The sequence below is a fragment of the Streptomyces sp. NPDC111628 genome (genome assembly GCF_055635195.1).
In genome coordinates this window covers 500659-515881 of sequence record NZ_JBVKBZ010000004.1, presented here as the reverse complement: position 1 = coordinate 515881, position 15223 = coordinate 500659, and the positions used below count along the sequence as shown (strand labels likewise).

The window sequence follows — 15223 nt, the reverse complement described above, 5'->3', positions numbered from 1 at the left end:
GCTCGTACACCGCTCGTACGGGAAAGTGCTCGACCGGCGCAAAGGAAGACCTCCCCCCATGACTTCGCAGCCGACCTTGACCAAACCGGAGGAGGGGCCCGCGGGCTCCTCGCAAACCGGGTCCGGGCTTCAGGCCGGGCTCAAGAACCGCCATCTCTCGATGATCGCCATCGGCGGCGTCATCGGGGCCGGGCTGTTCGTGGGTTCCAGTTCGGGAATCGCCACCGCGGGACCCGGCATCCTCCTCTCGTACGCCCTCGTCGGCACGCTCGTGGTGCTGGTGATGCGGATGCTCGGGGAGATGTCGGCCGCCAACCCGACCTCGGGCTCGTTCTCCGCACATGCCGACCGCGCGCTCGGCCCCTGGGCCGGGTTCTCCATCGGCTGGCTCTACTGGTTCTTCTGGGTCGTGGTGCTGGCCGTGGAGGCCACCGCCGGGGCCAAGATCCTGGAAGGGTGGATTCCCGCTGTGCCGCAGTGGGGCTGGGCGCTGATCGTGATGGTCGTGCTCACCGCCACCAACCTCGCCTCCGTCGGCTCCTACGGCGAGTTCGAGTTCTGGTTCGCCGGGATCAAGGTCGTCGCCATCGCCGCGTTCATCGTCGTCGGCGGGCTGGCCGTCTTCGGGGTGCTGCCCGGCGTGGACAGCGACCAGGCGGGGCTCGGGAATCTGACCGACCACGGCGGGTTCCTGCCGCACGGGGCCGGGGCGATTCTCACCGGCGTACTGCTCGTCGTCTTCTCGTTCATGGGCAGCGAGATCCCCACGCTCGCCGCCGGTGAGTCCGAGGACCCGCAGCGGGCCGTCACCAAGGCGACCAACAGCATCATCTGGCGCATCGCCGTCTTCTATCTCGGGTCCATCTTCGTCGTGGTCACGCTGCTGCCCTGGGACGCGCAGTCGATCGTCGACCAGGGCTCCTACGTCGCCGCGCTGGACTCGCTCGGGATCCCGAACGCCGGCGAGATCATGAACTTCATCGTGCTGACGTCCGTGCTGTCCTGCCTGAACTCCGGGCTCTACACCGCCTCCCGCATGGCCTTCTCGCTCGGTCAGCGCGGGGACGCGCCGAAGGCGTTCGCCCGGACCACCCGGCGCGGGGTGCCGCAGACGGCGATCCTGTCGTCCGTCGTCTTCGGCTTCGTCGCGGTCTTCTTCAACTACAAGTTCCCCGACACGGTCTTCCTCTTCCTGCTCAACTCCTCGGGCGCCGTCGCCCTCTTCGTCTGGCTGGCCATCTGCTTCTCGCAGCTGCGGCTGCGGAAGATCATCCAGGCCGAGGCGCCGGAGAAGCTGGTCGTGCGGATGTGGCTGTACCCGTACCTGACCTGGGCGGCCGCCGCGGTCATCGTCTTCGTGCTCGGCTACATGCTGACCGACACCGAGCACGACGGGCGCAGCACCGTGCTGCTGTCGCTGCTCGTCGCCGCACTCGTCCTCGTCGTCGCCTTCGTCAAGCAGCGGATCACCGCGACGCGGAAGGCCGCCGCCGGAAAGGGCTGACCTCCGCCGGGAGACGAAAGAGGCTCGCCGGGGCGCTGTCGCGCTCCGGCGAGCCTCTTCGCGTGGGCCCGCGGCCGGTTACCGCTTGTCGACCAGCTTCCACGCGGTGGGCAGGACGCCCATCGCCAGCGCGGCCTTCAGCGCGTCGCCGATCAGGAACGGGGTGAGCCCGGCCGCGATCGCGGCGGTGAAGGACATGTCGGCGGCGAGGGCCAGGTACGGCACGCCGACGGCGTAGATGATCGCCTCGCCGAGCAGCATCGTGCCGGCCGTGCGCAGCACCGAGCGGTCGGCGCCGCGGCGGGCCAGGGCGCCCACGACCGTGGCGGCGAGCAGCATGCCGAAGACGTAGCCCAGGGAGGGGGCGGCGGTGCCGGAGCCGCCCTCGGCGAACCACGGCACGCCCGCCATGCCGACCAGGGCGTAGAGCGCGAGGGAGAGCAGGCCGCGGCGGGCGCCGAGCGCGGTGCCGACGAGCAGTGCCGCGAAGGTCTGGCCGGTTACCGGCACCGGGGAGCCGGGCACGGGCACCGCGATCTGGGCCGCGATGCCGGTGAGCACGGCACCGCCCGCCACCAGCGCGACGTCCCGGACTCGGGAGGAGGGGATGAGGTCGGCGAGGACCTGCCCGGATCGGGCGGGGACGGCAGCGGTGCTCATGGGGACTCCGCGGTGGGGTGGTGTGGACATGTCGGGACACCGCGACGCTATCCCAGCGGGCGGGACCGATCACCAGCAGCGCTCGACAAAGGCCCGCGCGTGGGCTTGGTGGGCTCCCGACAAAGGGCGCGGGATACACACGAACTCGGGTGACACCGGTCACCAAGGGGATGAGGCGGGCGTCACCAGTAAGCGGAATATCGCATTCGGATGATCACATTCCGTATCTGGGTCGTCCGTATCGTGGGCAGCCGCTGTCGCCGGGCGGCACGAGACCCGAAACTGTGGGCGTTTTTGCCCTGCCCAAGCCCCCCACGCATTGGACGAGCCGCTCCATGTCCAACAGCACCACCACCAAGGCGCCGCAGCAGTCGCCGGACGCCTCCCTCTCCCACGGCCTCAAGCAGCGCCACCTGTCCATGATCGCCCTCGGCGGGGTGATCGGAGCCGGGCTGTTCGTCGGCTCCGGCGCCGGTATCGCCGCCGCGGGGCCCTCGATCGTCGTCGCCTACACCGTCTCCGGCCTCCTCGTGATGCTGGTGATGCGGATGCTGGGCGAGATGTCCGCCGCGTATCCCTCCTCCGGCTCCTTCTCCGCGCACGCCGAGCGGGCGATCGGCCCCTGGGCCGGTTTCACGGCGGGCTGGGCGTTCTGGGTGCTGCTGTGCACGGCCGTCGGTCTTGAGGGCATCGGCGCCGCGCAGATCGTGCACGGCTGGCTGCCCGGTACGCCCGAGTGGGCGTGGGTGGCGCTGTTCATGGTGGTGTTCTGCGGGACGAACCTGGCCGCCGTGAAGAACTTCGGCGAGTTCGAGTTCTGGTTCGCCGCGCTCAAGGTCGGCGCGATCTCGCTGTTCCTGGTGCTGGGCGTGCTGGCGATCTGCGGGATCCTGCCGGGCACCGACTCCCCCGGCGCCTCCCACCTGGGCGACTTCCTGCCGAACGGCGGCAACGGCCTGATCATCGGCCTGCTCGCCTCGGTGTTCGCCTACGGCGGCCTGGAGACGGTCACCATCGCGGCCGCCGAGTCGGAGAACCCGGTCAAGGGCGTGGCGAGCGCCGTACGGACGGCGATGTGGCGCATCGCGCTGTTCTACATCGGCTCGATGGCGGTCATCGTGACCCTGGTCCCGTGGGACTCCCCCGAGGTCGTCGAGAAGGGCCCGTACGTGGCGGCCCTCGACGAGCTGGGCATCCCGGGCGCCGGGCAGCTCATGAACATCGTGGTGCTGGTGGCGCTGCTGAGCGCGATGAACGCCAACATCTACGGGGCCTCACGCATCGGCTACTCGCTGGTCGAGCGGGGTCAGGGACCGAAGGTGCTGGGCCGGGTGTCGGGCGGGGTGCCGCGGGTCGCGGTGCTGGTCTCCTCCCTCTTCGGCTTCGGCTGCGTGCTGCTCAGCTACTGGCGGCCGGACGACGTCTTCTCCTGGCTGCTGAACATGATCGGCGCGGTCATCCTGGTCGTCTGGATCTTCATCGCCGCCGCGCAGCTGCGGCTGCGCCGCCGCCTGGAGCAGGAGGCGCCCGGGAAGCTGGTCGTGCGCATGTGGGCCTTCCCGTGGCTGACCTGGGTGGCGCTGGCGGGCATGGCCGCGGTGTTCGTCCTGATGGCCCGCGAGCCGGACACGCGGGTGCAGCTGTACTCGACCGGCGGGATGACGCTGGTCCTGGTGGCCGTCGGCTACGCCCGGCAGCGGCGGGGCGCGGCTCGCGGATAAGGACCCGTCCGGCACATCTCCCCAAGGGCCCCCGCACGCAGGCGTGCGGGGGCCCTTTCGTGTGCGCCGGGTCCGCCCCTCCGCGCCTCGCGAGCCTCTTGCTGCTAGCGTGCACTTGCAAGCTTTTTGCAATAAGAGGTCGGAGGGGATCCGCCATGTCCGTCTACACGCTTCCTGAACTGCCGTACGACTACTCCGCGCTGGCTCCCGTGATCAGTCCCGAGATCATCGAGCTGCACCACGACAAGCACCACGCCGCATACGTCAAGGGCGCCAACGACACGCTGGAGCAGCTCGCCGAGGCGCGGGACAAGGAGACGTGGGGCTCGATCAACGGCCTGGAGAAGAACCTGGCCTTCCACCTCTCCGGCCACATCCTGCACTCGATCTACTGGCACAACATGACCGGTGACGGTGGCGGCGAGCCACTGGACCAGGACGGCGTGGGCGAGCTGGCCGGCGCGATCGCCGAGTCCTTCGGCTCCTTCGCCGGATTCAAGGCGCAGCTCACCAAGGCCGCCGCGACCACCCAGGGCTCGGGCTGGGGCGTGCTGGCCTACGAGCCGCTGAGCGGCCGGCTGATCGTCGAGCAGATCTACGACCACCAGGGCAACGTCGGCCAGGGCTCCACCCCGATCCTGGTCTTCGACGCCTGGGAGCACGCCTTCTACCTTCAGTACAAGAACCAGAAGGTCGACTTCATCGACGCCATGTGGGCCGTCGTCAACTGGCAGGACGTGGCCAGGCGCTACGAGGCCGCCAAGTCCCGCACCAACACGCTGCTGCTGGCGCCGTGAGAGCCGCCCCCGATCGTCCTGCCTCGTGATCGTCTTCTCAGCCTTCACCGGGCAGGCGGAATGAGGAAAGCCCCCGCGAGGACATGACTCGCGGGGGCTTTCTGTCATGCCCGGCGGTGCTCTTCGTCTCGCCCGTCGGTCGCCGTCTGGGCAGGGCGGTGGCGTTTTGCTAGCTTCGAACACATGGTTGCCCAGGCCCGGAACTTCACGTCGCGTCGCTATGTCGACCTGCGACGCCAGGGCACGGCCACCTGTCGCCGTCCTCGCGTGAGCTGACGGGGCACCACCACACGGGTGTCCCCGGCCAACGAGTCAACAGATCCGTGAGGCGGTCCGGGGTGGACCCGGCGCGCCTCCGTCCGTTCAGACGGCGCAGTGTCGGACCGTTCCGGAGGAGACCCGCCCCCATGCCCCGTACCGCGGCACCCCTGACCGCTTCCCCCGTACCGCGCGGCGCCGACCGCGACCGGCGGCGGGCCACCGCCGGTGTGGTGCTGCGTTCCGTGCTGGAGCACGGGCCCGTGGCGCGCAGCACCATCGCCCGGCTGACCGGTCTGTCCCCGGCGTCCGTGACGGACTACTGCGCCCGCTTCACCCGGCTCGGGCTGGTCCGCGAGGCCGAGCCGCCCCGGCGGCCGAAGGGGGTGGGCCGTCCGCACGTGCCCCTGGACCTCGACGACTCGCGGTTCGTCGTCGGCGGGGTGCACGTGGCCGTCCCCCACACCACGGTCGCGCTGCTCGACCTGCGCGGCCGGGTGGTGCGGCAGCGGGAGCTGAAGCACGAGCACACCGATCCGCGGTGGGTGCTGCCCCGCGCGGCGGAGGCACTGGCGGCGATGCTGGCCGAGGTCCGCGACGTCCGGCCGCTCGGGGTGGGGCTCGCGGCAGGCGGCTGGGTCGACCGGGACTCCGGCGTGATCGTCGAGCACGGGCTGCTGGGCTGGCGGGACGTACCGGTGCGGGAGGTGCTCGGCGCGCACACCGGGCTGCCGGTCCACGTCGACGGGCACGCCCGGGCGTTGGTCAACGGCGAGCGGCTGTTCGGGCGGGCGCGGGGCAGCGGCAGCGTGCTGCACCTGTTCGTCGGCAACATGGTCGACGCGGCCTTCGCCACGCACGACGAGGTGCACCACGGGCCGCGTTCGCAGGCGGGCGCGATCGCGCATCTGCCGGTGCCCGGCGGCAGCGAGCCGTGCGCGTGCGGGCGTACCGGCTGCCTCCAGGCGGAGTTGAGCGAGCGGACCCTGTGCCGCCGGGCCCGTGCGGCCGGGATCACCGACGGGACCAGCCCGCGGCACGTGCTCGCGGCGGCCAACGCCGGTGACCCGGTGGCCGCCGCGCTGCTGCTGGAGCGGTCGCGGGCCACCGGGCGGGCGGCGGGGCTGCTGGCGGACGTCCTCAACCCGGAGACGGTGGTGGTGACCGAGATCGGCGCCATGCACCGCACGGACTGCCTGGCGGCGTTGCGGGAGGAGGTCGGCACGGAACGCGCGGCGGACGTCTTCCCGACGAGTTTTCCCGAATCCGTGCCGGCCGTCGCGGGTGGCTCGGTCGTCCTGGACGTGCTGTACCGGGATCCGTTGGGCACTTCACCTGAGGCCAATTAATTCAGCACCTCGGAATGTTGACACGGATCACCGACGACCGGAAGCATTCACTTCATGAGCTGTCGCACCCTCTGTTGCTGACGCCCCGGCGCGCCCGGAGCGCGTATCCCGCTGCGTGAATTCCCTTTCTCGTCACCGGAATTCCGTATGCCCATTCTGTCTTCCCGGCTGCCGCCGTGCCCCGTCCGTATGAGACCAGGGAGTCCTCCCATGCCCTCTCCGCCTGCCACAGGCATTGACCGCCGCCTCTTCCTCACTTCGCTGATCGGCGCTTCGGCAGCCGTCGCCGGGCTCAGCGGCTGCGCCGGCGGCAGTGCCGCCGCCGAGACGAAGGGCGCCTCCACCGCTCCGCTCTCCGACACGGTGCCCGAGGGCACCAGCCTGAAGATCTCCTCTTATCAGAACACTCAGCAAATCCAGTTCGAACTGGCCAGGCTGACGGTTCCGTTCAAGGTGTCGGACTGGCTGAACATCGGTGCGGGACCCGACGTCATCAACGCCTTCCGGGCGGACTCCCTGGATCTCGCCAACAATGCGGGTGTTCCGCCGATCCAGGCCTACTACCAGGGTTTCAGGGCGAGGATCGTCGCCGTCAACCTCACCCGTAAACCGAACTACCTGTTCGCCACGAAGCCCGGCAGCGACATCCGCACCCTGGCGGATTTCGAGGGCAGGAAGCTGGCCTTCTCGCAGGGGCAGGCGCAGGGCGTCGTGCTGCTGCGGGCGCTGAAGAAGGCGGGACTCGACTACGACCAGGTCGAACTGGTGCCGCTGACCAGCAACCAGTTCCTGACCGCCCTCCAGTCCGGTCAGGTGGACATCGCCCCGCTCGCCAACAGCCAGGCCCCCGCCTATCTGAAGCAGTACGGGTCCAAGGGCGCGCACACCGTCGAGACCGACGTGGTCGACCTGCTCAGCCTGCTGTGGGCGCCGCAGTCCGTACTGAACGATCCCGCCAAGGCCGCTGCCGTCGCCGCCTACATCCCGCAGTGGGTCAAGGGCCTCGTCTGGACGTGGGAGCACCCGGACCGGTGGAACGAGGAGTACTACGTCAAGACCCAGAACCTGACCCTCGCGCAGGCTCAGGCCGTCACCGAACTGGCCAACAAGCCGCTGTTCCCGCCGAGCTGGGACGAGGCGATCAGGTGGGAGCAGGAGACGGCGGACCTGCTGGCGGAGGGCGGCTTCGTGAAGAAGTTCGACGTGACGCAGCTCTTCGACCGTCGCTTCGAGGCCATCGCGGCACGGGCCGCGACGGCGGAATACCGGAGGTGAGCGCCGTGACCACCCTCGCGAGTGCCGAGAGCGCGGTCACCGTCGCCGAGGACACCCGTCAGGTGCGCAGGCGCCGCCGGCTCTCGCCCGGAAAGCGGTGGCCGGCCGCCCGGCTCGCCGGTCCGCTGCTGGTGGTCGTCCTGTGGACGGCCGCCTCGGCCGCCGGGGCGCTGGATCCCGGCGCGATCCCGGCGCCCTGGACGGTGGCGGAGACGGCCGGCCGGCTGTGGTCGGACGGGACGCTCGCCACCGACGTCGTCACCTCGCTGCGCCGGGCGGCGATCGGGTTCTCGATCGGGCTCGGCGCCGGGGTGCTGCTGGCGCTGGCCGCCGGGCTCAGCCGGGTGGGCGACGCCCTGATCGACGGGACGGTGCAGCTCAACCGGGCCGTCCCGACCCTGGGTCTGATCCCGCTGTTCATCCTGTGGCTGGGCATCGGGGAGACCTTCAAGATCGCCATCATCGCGATCGTCGTGTACATCCCGATGTACCTGAACACGCACGCCGCGCTGTCCGGCATCGACAGCCGCTACGTCGAACTGGCCGAGGTGCAGGGCCTGTCCCGGCTGCGGTTCATCCGCCGGGTGGTGATCCCCGGCTCGCTGCCCGGCTTCTTCGTGGGACTGCGGCTCGGGGTGACCGGCTCCTGGCTGGGCCTGGTGGTGCTGGAGCAGATCAACGCCACCAGCGGCCTCGGCTACATGATGTTCCAGGCCCAGAACTACGGCCAGACGGACGTGATCCTCGTCGGCCTGCTGATCTACGGCGTCTTCGGCCTGGTCTCCGACAGCGTGGTCCGTCTGATCGAGCGGAGGGTGCTGTCGTGGCGACGCACACTGAGCAGCTGACCCGTCCGGCCGTCCGGCTGCACGGTCTGACCAGGTCGTTCAAGGGCCGTACGGTGCTCGACGGCATCGATCTCGAACTGCCCGCCGGCCAGTTCACGGCGCTGCTGGGGCACAGCGGCTCCGGCAAGAGCACGCTGCTGCGGGCCGTGGCCGGACTGGACCACGGCGTCGAGGGCGAGGGACGGCTGTCGGCGCCGGAGCGGGTGTCGGTGGTCTTCCAGGACTCCCGGCTGCTGCCCTGGTCCCGGGTGCTGGACAACGTGCTGCTCGGCGCGGAGGGCAAGGAGGCCGCCGGGCGCGGCCGGGCCGCCCTGGCCGAGGTGGGTCTCGCGGGGCGTGAACGGGCCTGGCCCGGGGAGCTGTCCGGCGGCGAGGCCCAGCGGGCGGCGCTGGCCCGGGCCCTGGTGCGGGAGCCGCAGCTGCTGCTCGCCGACGAGCCGTTCGGCGCCCTGGACGCCCTGACCCGGATCAGGATGCACGGCCTGCTGCGGGAGCTGTGGAAGCGCCACCGCCCCACGGTGCTGCTGGTCACCCACGACGTCGACGAGGCGATCGTGCTCGCCGACCGGGTGCTGGTGCTGGAGAACGGCCGTATCGGCCTCGACCTGACCATCGACCGCCCCCATCCGCGCTCCTACCGGGAGCCGAAGCTGGGCGAGTACCGGGAGCGGCTGCTGGCCGCCCTCGGTGTGACGGAGGACCACTGATGACCCGCCGGCTGCATCTGAACGCGTTCCTGATGAACACCGGGCACCACGAGGCGTCGTGGCGGCTGCCGGAGAGCGACCCGTACGCCCATGTGAGCCTCGCGCACTACGTGGACCTGGCCCGGACCGCGGAACGGGGCACGTTCGACTCGCTGTTCCTCGCCGACGGCCCGCAGCTGTGGAGCAACCTCGCGCAGCGGCCGGCCGGCGCCCTGGAACCGCTCACCCTGCTGACCGCGCTGGCCACGGCGACCGAGCACATCGGTCTGATCGCGACCGCGTCCACGTCCTACAACTCGCCCTACAACCTGGCCCGCAGGTTCGCCTCGCTGGACATCGTCAGCGGCGGCCGGGCGGGCTGGAACATCGTCACCACCGCGGGGGCCGAGGCGGCCCGCAACTTCGGTCTGGACGCCGAGCCCGCCCACGCCGAACGCTACGCCCGCGCCGCCGAGTTCCTGGACGTCGCGCTGAAGCTGTGGGACAGCTGGGAGGACGACGCGGTCCTCGCCGACAAGGCGGCCGGCGTGTGGGGCGACGACGCCCGCATCCATCCGCCGCGCCACAAGGGGACGTACTTCAGCGTCGAGGGCGCGCTCAACGTGCCCCGCAGTCCGCAGGGTTACCCGCTGCTGGTGCAGGCCGGGTCCTCGGCGGACGGCAGGGCCTTCGCGGCCCGGTACGCGGAGGCGGTGTTCACCGCGCAGCAGACGCTGGCGGACGCACGGTCCTTCTACGCCGACGTCAAGTCCCTCGCCCGGCGGGCGGGGCGCGATCCGGAGCACCTCAAGGTGCTGCCGGGCATCGTCCCGGTGCTCGGTTCCACCGAGGCGGAGGCACGCGCCGCGGAGCAGGTCCTGGACGACCACATCGTGCCCGCGCACGGCGTACGGCGCCTGGAGGACCTGCTGCGGCTGGAGCCCGGCACCCTGGACCTGGACGGTCCGCTGCCGGACGACCTGCCGCCGGAGAGCGCCATCGAGGGCGCCAAGAGCCGCTACACGCTGATCGTGGAGCTGGCCCGGCGCGAGCGCCTGACCGTGCGGCGGCTGATCGGGCGGCTGGGCGGCGGGCGCGGCCACCTGACCTTCACCGGGACACCGGAGCAGGTGGCCGACCGGATCGAGTCGTGGTTCACGGAGGGTGCGGCCGACGGCTTCAACATCATGCCGCCGGTACTGCCCTCGGGCCTGGAGACCTTCGTGGACCACGTCGTCCCGATCCTGCGCGAGCGCGGTCTGCTGCGCACCGCGTACGGGCCCCGGCAGACCCTGCGCGAGCGCTACGGCCTGCCCCGGCCCCGCAACCAGTACGTCACCGATGCCACCGACGTCCCCGGCCCGGCCACGGCCGGGGCACCGGCCGCACTCACCCGTATCTGAGAGAGGAACCCGGCATGAGCGATCCGCGGATCACCAAGATCACGTCCCGTATCGGCGCCAAGGTGTCCGGCGTCGACGTCTCCCGGCCACTGGACGGGGCCACCGTCACCGCGCTGGGTGCCGCCCTGGCCGAGCACAAGGCGCTGGTCTTCGACGACGTGCACCTCGACGACGAGGGCCAGCAGGCCTTCGTGCGCGCCTTCGGCGACCTCACCACCGCCCACCCGACCGTCGGCGCGGTGGACGGCGCCCCGAACGTGCTGCCGGTGGACAGCGAGCGGGGCCGTGCCAACCACTGGCACACCGACGTCACCTTCGTCCTCAACCCGCCGCAGGCCACCTCGCTGCGCAGCCTGACGGTCCCGCCGTACGGCGGCGAGACCCTGATCGCGTCCTCGGCGGGCGCCTACCGGGACCTGCCCGAGCCGCTGCGGCGGCTGGCCGACGGCCTGTGGGCGGAGCACACCAACGACTACGACTACGCGGTCGCGGACGAGGACATCGACGCCGAGAAGGCCGCGCACCGGTCCCGGTTCACCTCGATCAAGTACCGCACGGCCCACCCGGTGGTGCGGGTCCACCCGCTGACCGGCGAGCGCGGACTGTTCATCGGCGGGTTCGCGCAGCGGATCGTGGGCCTCTCGGTGGGCGAGTCGCGCAAGCTGCTCGAACTGCTCCAGTCCTACGTCACCCGCCCGGAGAACGTGCTGCGGCACCGCTGGTCGGAGAACCAGCTGGTGCTGTTCGACAACCGCATCACCCAGCACTACGCCGTCGACAACTACGACGACCGGCCGCGCCGGCTGCACCGGGTGACGCTGGCCGGTCCCGTGCCGGTGGGCGTCGAGGGCAAGGAGAGCTACTCGATCGAGGGGGACGCCTCGCACTACACGCCGGTCGCCGCGTAACGGCGGACCGGACCCGGCTCCTGTGGGCGCAGGGGTAGGGCGCCTCCTCCGGGGGAAATGACTCACCGTTCACCCGAGGAGGCGCTCATGGCGTACGTACGGTGTCCGAACTGCGGCGACACGATGCAGGAGTTCCGGGACCTGGAGGGGGACGAGGAGAAGGCGGCGGCCCGGCTGGCCCTCGCGGAGCTGCCGGCGGCCGGGGAGGTCTTCGTCGCCAAGGCCTATCACCGCTGCACGTACAACGGCTGCCGCCGGATCCAGCGCAAGGACCGGTGGCGCGTCGGCGCGACGCTGCCGGAGGAGGACTGACCGCCCGTTCCGCGTCCCCTCCGTCCGCGTCCCCGCGTCCCCGCGTCCCCGGGCAGGGGGCGCGGGGAACGCGCGTCCGGATCAGAGGTTGCTGAAGTCCGGGCCCTTGGTGCGGGTGCGCTTGATCTCGTAGAAGCCCGGTACGGAGGCCACGGCGAGGGTGCCGTCCCAGAGCTTGGCGGCGTCCTCGCCCTTGGGGGCGGGGGTGACGACCGGGCCGAAGAAGGCGAGCTGCTCGCCGTCGGCGCCGGGCACGGCGATGACCGGGGTGCCGACCTCCTGGCCGACCTTGTCGATGCCCTCCTTGTGGGAGACGCGCAGCTGCGGCTCGTAGCGGGTGCCGTCCCAGTGGTCCATGAGGGACTCGGGCAGACCGACGTCCTTCAGGGCCGCGGCGACCGTCTCCCGGCCCGGGCCCTCCTCCTGGTTGTGGATGCGGGTGCCGAGCGCCGTGTAGAGGTCGCCGAGCACGTCGGCGCCGTGCTCCTCCTGGGCGGCGATGACGACCCGGACCGGGCCCCAGGCCTTGACCTCCAGCATCTCGCGGTACTCCGCGGGCAGCTCGTCGAGCTTGTCCTCGTTGAGGACGGCCAGGCTCATCACGTGCCAGCGCACCTCGATGTCCCTGACCTTCTCCACCTCCAGGACCCAGCGGGAGGTCATCCAGGCCCAGGGGCACAGGGGGTCGAACCAGAAGTCGACGGGCGTCTTCTCCGACATGTCTCTCCTCATGAGGCGGCGCGAGCGAGTACTCATTCCGGCAACCGAAGGACCGGCCCGCCCATTCCCGGCTGCCGCGCGTCAGGGGCGCATGGCAGGATCGGTGCTGTCCGCATACTGAACACCATCCGAGGGAGTGCCGCCCGTGCCCGGTGAGAATCTGTCCCGCGACGAGGCCCGGGAGCGGGCCGCCCTGCTGTCCGTCGACGGGTACGAGGTGTCCCTCGACGTGCGCTCGGCCGTCGGTGACGCGCAGGGCGAGGGGCCGCGCACGTTCCGGTCCGTCACCACGATCCGCTTCCGCTGCAACGAGCCCGGCGCGAGCAGCTTCGCCGACCTGGTCGCACCGAGCGTCACCGCCGTGTCCCTCAACGGCCGCGACCTCGACCCGAGCGAGGTCTTCGACGGCTCCCGGATCGCCCTGGAGGACCTGGCCGCCGACAACGAGCTGGTGGTCGACGCCCAGTGCGCGTACTCCCGCACCGGCGAGGGCCTGCACCGCTTCGTCGACCCGGAGGACGGCGAGGTGTACCTGTACACCCAGTACGAGCCGGCCGACTCGCGCCGGGTCTTCGCCAACTTCGAGCAGCCGGACCTGAAGGCACCCTTCCGCTTCGAGGTGCGCGCGCCCGAGGAGTGGACGGTGTGGTCCAACGGCGCGGGCGAGCGGGCCGACGGGGTGTGGCGGTTCGCCGAGACCAAGCCGATCTCGACGTACATCACGTGTGTGGTGGCGGGTCCGTACCACTACGTGACGGATTCCTACGAGCGGACCCTCGAGGACGGCACCCGGCTGGAGATCCCGCTCGGCGCCCTGTGCCGCAAGGGTCTGGCGCCGCACTTCGACGCGGACGACGTCTTCCTGATCACCAAGCAGGGGCTGGACTTCTTCCACGACCACTTCGACTACCCGTACCCCTTCGGGAAGTACGACCAGGCGTTCGTGCCCGAGTACAACCTCGGCGCGATGGAGAACCCGGGGATGGTGACCTTCCGGGAGGAGTACATCTTCCGCGGGAAGGTGACGCGGGCGTCGTACGAGGGCCGCGCGAACACGATCCTGCACGAGATGGCGCACATGTGGTTCGGCGACCTGGTCACCATGGAGTGGTGGGACGACCTGTGGCTGAAGGAGTCCTTCGCCGACTTCATGGGCGCGTTCGCGAACGTCGGCGCGACCCGCTTCAAGGACGCCTGGATCACCTTCGCCAACCGCCGCAAGGCCTGGGCCTACCGCGCCGACCAGCTCCCCTCCACCCACCCGATCACGGCCGACATCCGTGACCTGGAGGACGCCAAGCTCAACTTCGACGGCATCACCTACGCCAAGGGCGCCTCCGTGCTCAAGCAGCTGGTGGCGTACGTCGGGCAGGACGCCTTCATGGAGGGCGCCCGGCGCTACTTCAAGCGGCACGCGTACGGCAACACCCGGCTGGGTGATCTGCTGTCGGTCCTGGAGGAGACCAGCGGGCGGGACATGGCGGCCTGGTCGCGCTCCTGGCTGCAGACGGCGGGCGTCAACTCGCTGACGCCGCAGGTGCTGCTGGGCGAGGGGGGCACGGTCGACGAGCTGGCCGTGGTCCAGGAGGCCGCCGAGTCGCATCCCGAACTGCGCCCGCACCGCGTCGCGGTGGGCCTGTACCGGCGTACGGCCGAGGGCGCGCTGGAGCGGTACGCGCGCGCCGAGGCGGACGTCGAAGGGCCGCGCACGGTGGTGGCGGAGCTGGCCGGTGCCGCGGCTCCCGAGCTGGTCCTGGTCAACGACGACGATCTCACGTACTGCAAGACGCGGTTCGACGCGACCTCGCTGGAGACGCTGCGCGCGCACCTGGGGTCCCTGACCGATCCGCTGGCCCGTGCCCTGTGCTGGTCGGCGCTGTGGAACATGACGCGGGACGCGCTGCTGCCCGCCCGGGACTTCGCGGCGCTGGTGCTGCGCTTCGCGGGCCGCGAGTCGGACATCGGCGTACTCCAGATGCTGCATGCCTGGACGAACTCGGCGCTGGTGCACTACGCGGCCCCCGACTGGCGGGAGACCGGCGGCCGGCTGCTCGGCGAGGGTGCGCTGCGCGAGCTGCGGGACGCGGCGCCGGGCAGTGAGCAGCAGCTCGCGTGGGCGCGGTTCTTCGCGTCGGTGGCGTCCGACGGGGCGGAGCTGGAGCTGCTGCGCGGGCTGCTGGAGGGCACCGAGAAGATCGAGGGCCTGGACGTGGACCAGGAGCTGCGCTGGGCCTTCCTCGCGCCGCTGGCGGCCCACGGCGCCGCCGACGAGGGCGTCCTGGCCGCCGAGCTGGCCCGCGACGACACGGCCTCCGGCAGGCGTCACCAGGTGCGCTGTCTGGCGGCCCGCCCCTCGGCGGCGGTGAAGGCGCAGGCCTGGGCGCAGGTCGTGGAGTCGGACGCGCTGTCGAACGCGCTGGTGGAGGCGACCATCGCCGGGTTCGCGCAGCCCTCGCAGCGGGACCTGGTCGCGCCGTACACCGAGAAGTACTTCGCGGCGATCGAGCGGGTGTGGACCGAGCGGTCCATCCAGATCGGGATGGACGTGGTCCGGGGCCTGTTCCCGTCGCTGCGGGACTCCCGGGACACCCTGGACGCGACCGACGCGTGGCTGTCGGCGCACGAGGACGCGGCCCCGGCGCTGCGCCGGCTGGTGCTGGAGGCGCGGGACGACCTGGCGCGGGCGCTGCGCGGGCAGGCCTGCGACGCGGCGGCGGGCGTTCGGTAGCGGCACCCTCCCGTAGCGGCCCCTCCCCGCCCGGACCACCTGATCTCTGGCCAA

Annotated in this window: 13 protein-coding genes; 11 read left to right on the top strand and 2 right to left on the bottom strand. The window is 71.2% G+C overall.

The genetic code is table 11. From position 1 onward, the window contains the following. The first annotated feature begins 58 nt into the window (after nucleotides 1–58). Nucleotides 59–1504, top strand: coding sequence for an amino acid permease (locus ACZ7MF_RS24300; RefSeq protein WP_471479706.1), 1446 nt, complete (start codon nucleotides 59–61; stop codon nucleotides 1502–1504). 78 nt (nucleotides 1505–1582) lie between these two features. On the opposite strand, the gene ACZ7MF_RS24295 is transcribed toward ACZ7MF_RS24300, so the two are convergent. Further along, nucleotides 1583–2164, bottom strand: coding sequence for a biotin transporter BioY (locus ACZ7MF_RS24295; protein ID WP_356868014.1), 582 nt, complete (start codon nucleotides 2162–2164; stop codon nucleotides 1583–1585). Nucleotides 2165–2499: 335 nt separating this feature from the next. Here ACZ7MF_RS24295 and ACZ7MF_RS24290 point away from each other — a divergent pair, with 335 nt between their 5' ends. The 9 genes from ACZ7MF_RS24290 to ACZ7MF_RS24250 all read left to right on the top strand — a co-directional run bounded on the left by ACZ7MF_RS24290 (nucleotide 2500) and on the right by ACZ7MF_RS24250 (nucleotide 11721). Further along, complete coding sequence (locus tag ACZ7MF_RS24290) at nucleotides 2500–3885, top strand: amino acid permease (protein ID WP_471479704.1); 1386 nt, start codon at nucleotides 2500–2502, stop codon at nucleotides 3883–3885. 155 nt (nucleotides 3886–4040) lie between these two features. After that, nucleotides 4041–4682 carry a superoxide dismutase gene (locus ACZ7MF_RS24285; RefSeq protein WP_108986752.1) on the top strand — a complete coding sequence of 214 codons (642 nt, stop codon included), beginning with the start codon at nucleotides 4041–4043 and terminating at the stop codon, nucleotides 4680–4682. A gap of 407 nt (nucleotides 4683–5089) precedes the next feature. After that, a complete protein-coding gene (locus ACZ7MF_RS24280; RefSeq protein ID WP_471479702.1) occupies nucleotides 5090–6289 on the top strand; it encodes an ROK family protein in 1200 nt (399 codons plus the stop codon). 210 nt (nucleotides 6290–6499) lie between these two features. Then, complete coding sequence (locus ACZ7MF_RS24275; RefSeq protein WP_471479700.1) at nucleotides 6500–7564, top strand: ABC transporter substrate-binding protein; 1065 nt, start codon at nucleotides 6500–6502, stop codon at nucleotides 7562–7564. Then, nucleotides 7561–8412: an ABC transporter permease gene (locus tag ACZ7MF_RS24270; RefSeq protein ID WP_471479698.1), complete on the top strand. Its 852-nt coding sequence runs from the start codon at nucleotides 7561–7563 to the stop codon at nucleotides 8410–8412. The genes ACZ7MF_RS24275 and ACZ7MF_RS24270 overlap by 4 nt, the downstream gene beginning before the upstream one ends. Then, nucleotides 8388–9119, top strand: a complete 732-nt coding sequence (locus ACZ7MF_RS24265) for an ABC transporter ATP-binding protein (protein WP_471479696.1) — start codon at nucleotides 8388–8390, stop codon at nucleotides 9117–9119. The genes ACZ7MF_RS24270 and ACZ7MF_RS24265 overlap by 25 nt, the downstream gene beginning before the upstream one ends. Then, nucleotides 9119–10501 carry an LLM class flavin-dependent oxidoreductase gene (locus ACZ7MF_RS24260; RefSeq protein WP_471479694.1) on the top strand — a complete coding sequence of 461 codons (1383 nt, stop codon included), beginning with the start codon at nucleotides 9119–9121 and terminating at the stop codon, nucleotides 10499–10501. Before ACZ7MF_RS24265 ends, ACZ7MF_RS24260 begins: the two co-directional genes overlap by 1 nt. A gap of 14 nt (nucleotides 10502–10515) precedes the next feature. Beyond that, nucleotides 10516–11409 (top strand): TauD/TfdA dioxygenase family protein, encoded by an 894-nt coding sequence (locus ACZ7MF_RS24255; RefSeq protein WP_471479692.1) that lies wholly within the window; start codon nucleotides 10516–10518, stop codon nucleotides 11407–11409. An 87-nt stretch (nucleotides 11410–11496) separates the two neighbouring features. Continuing rightward, nucleotides 11497–11721, top strand: a complete 225-nt coding sequence (locus tag ACZ7MF_RS24250; RefSeq protein WP_356868352.1) for a hypothetical protein — start codon at nucleotides 11497–11499, stop codon at nucleotides 11719–11721. Between the two features lie 81 nt (nucleotides 11722–11802). Here ACZ7MF_RS24250 and ACZ7MF_RS24245 read toward each other — a convergent pair whose 3' ends face one another. After that, complete coding sequence (locus ACZ7MF_RS24245; protein ID WP_471479690.1) at nucleotides 11803–12441, bottom strand: mycothiol-dependent nitroreductase Rv2466c family protein; 639 nt, start codon at nucleotides 12439–12441, stop codon at nucleotides 11803–11805. Nucleotides 12442–12586: 145 nt separating this feature from the next. On the opposite strand from ACZ7MF_RS24245, the gene pepN reads away from it, so the two are divergent. Beyond that, entirely contained in the window at nucleotides 12587–15169 is a 2583-nt protein-coding gene (gene pepN, locus ACZ7MF_RS24240) for an aminopeptidase N (protein ID WP_471479688.1), read from the top strand. Nucleotides 15170–15223 lie beyond the last annotated feature (54 nt).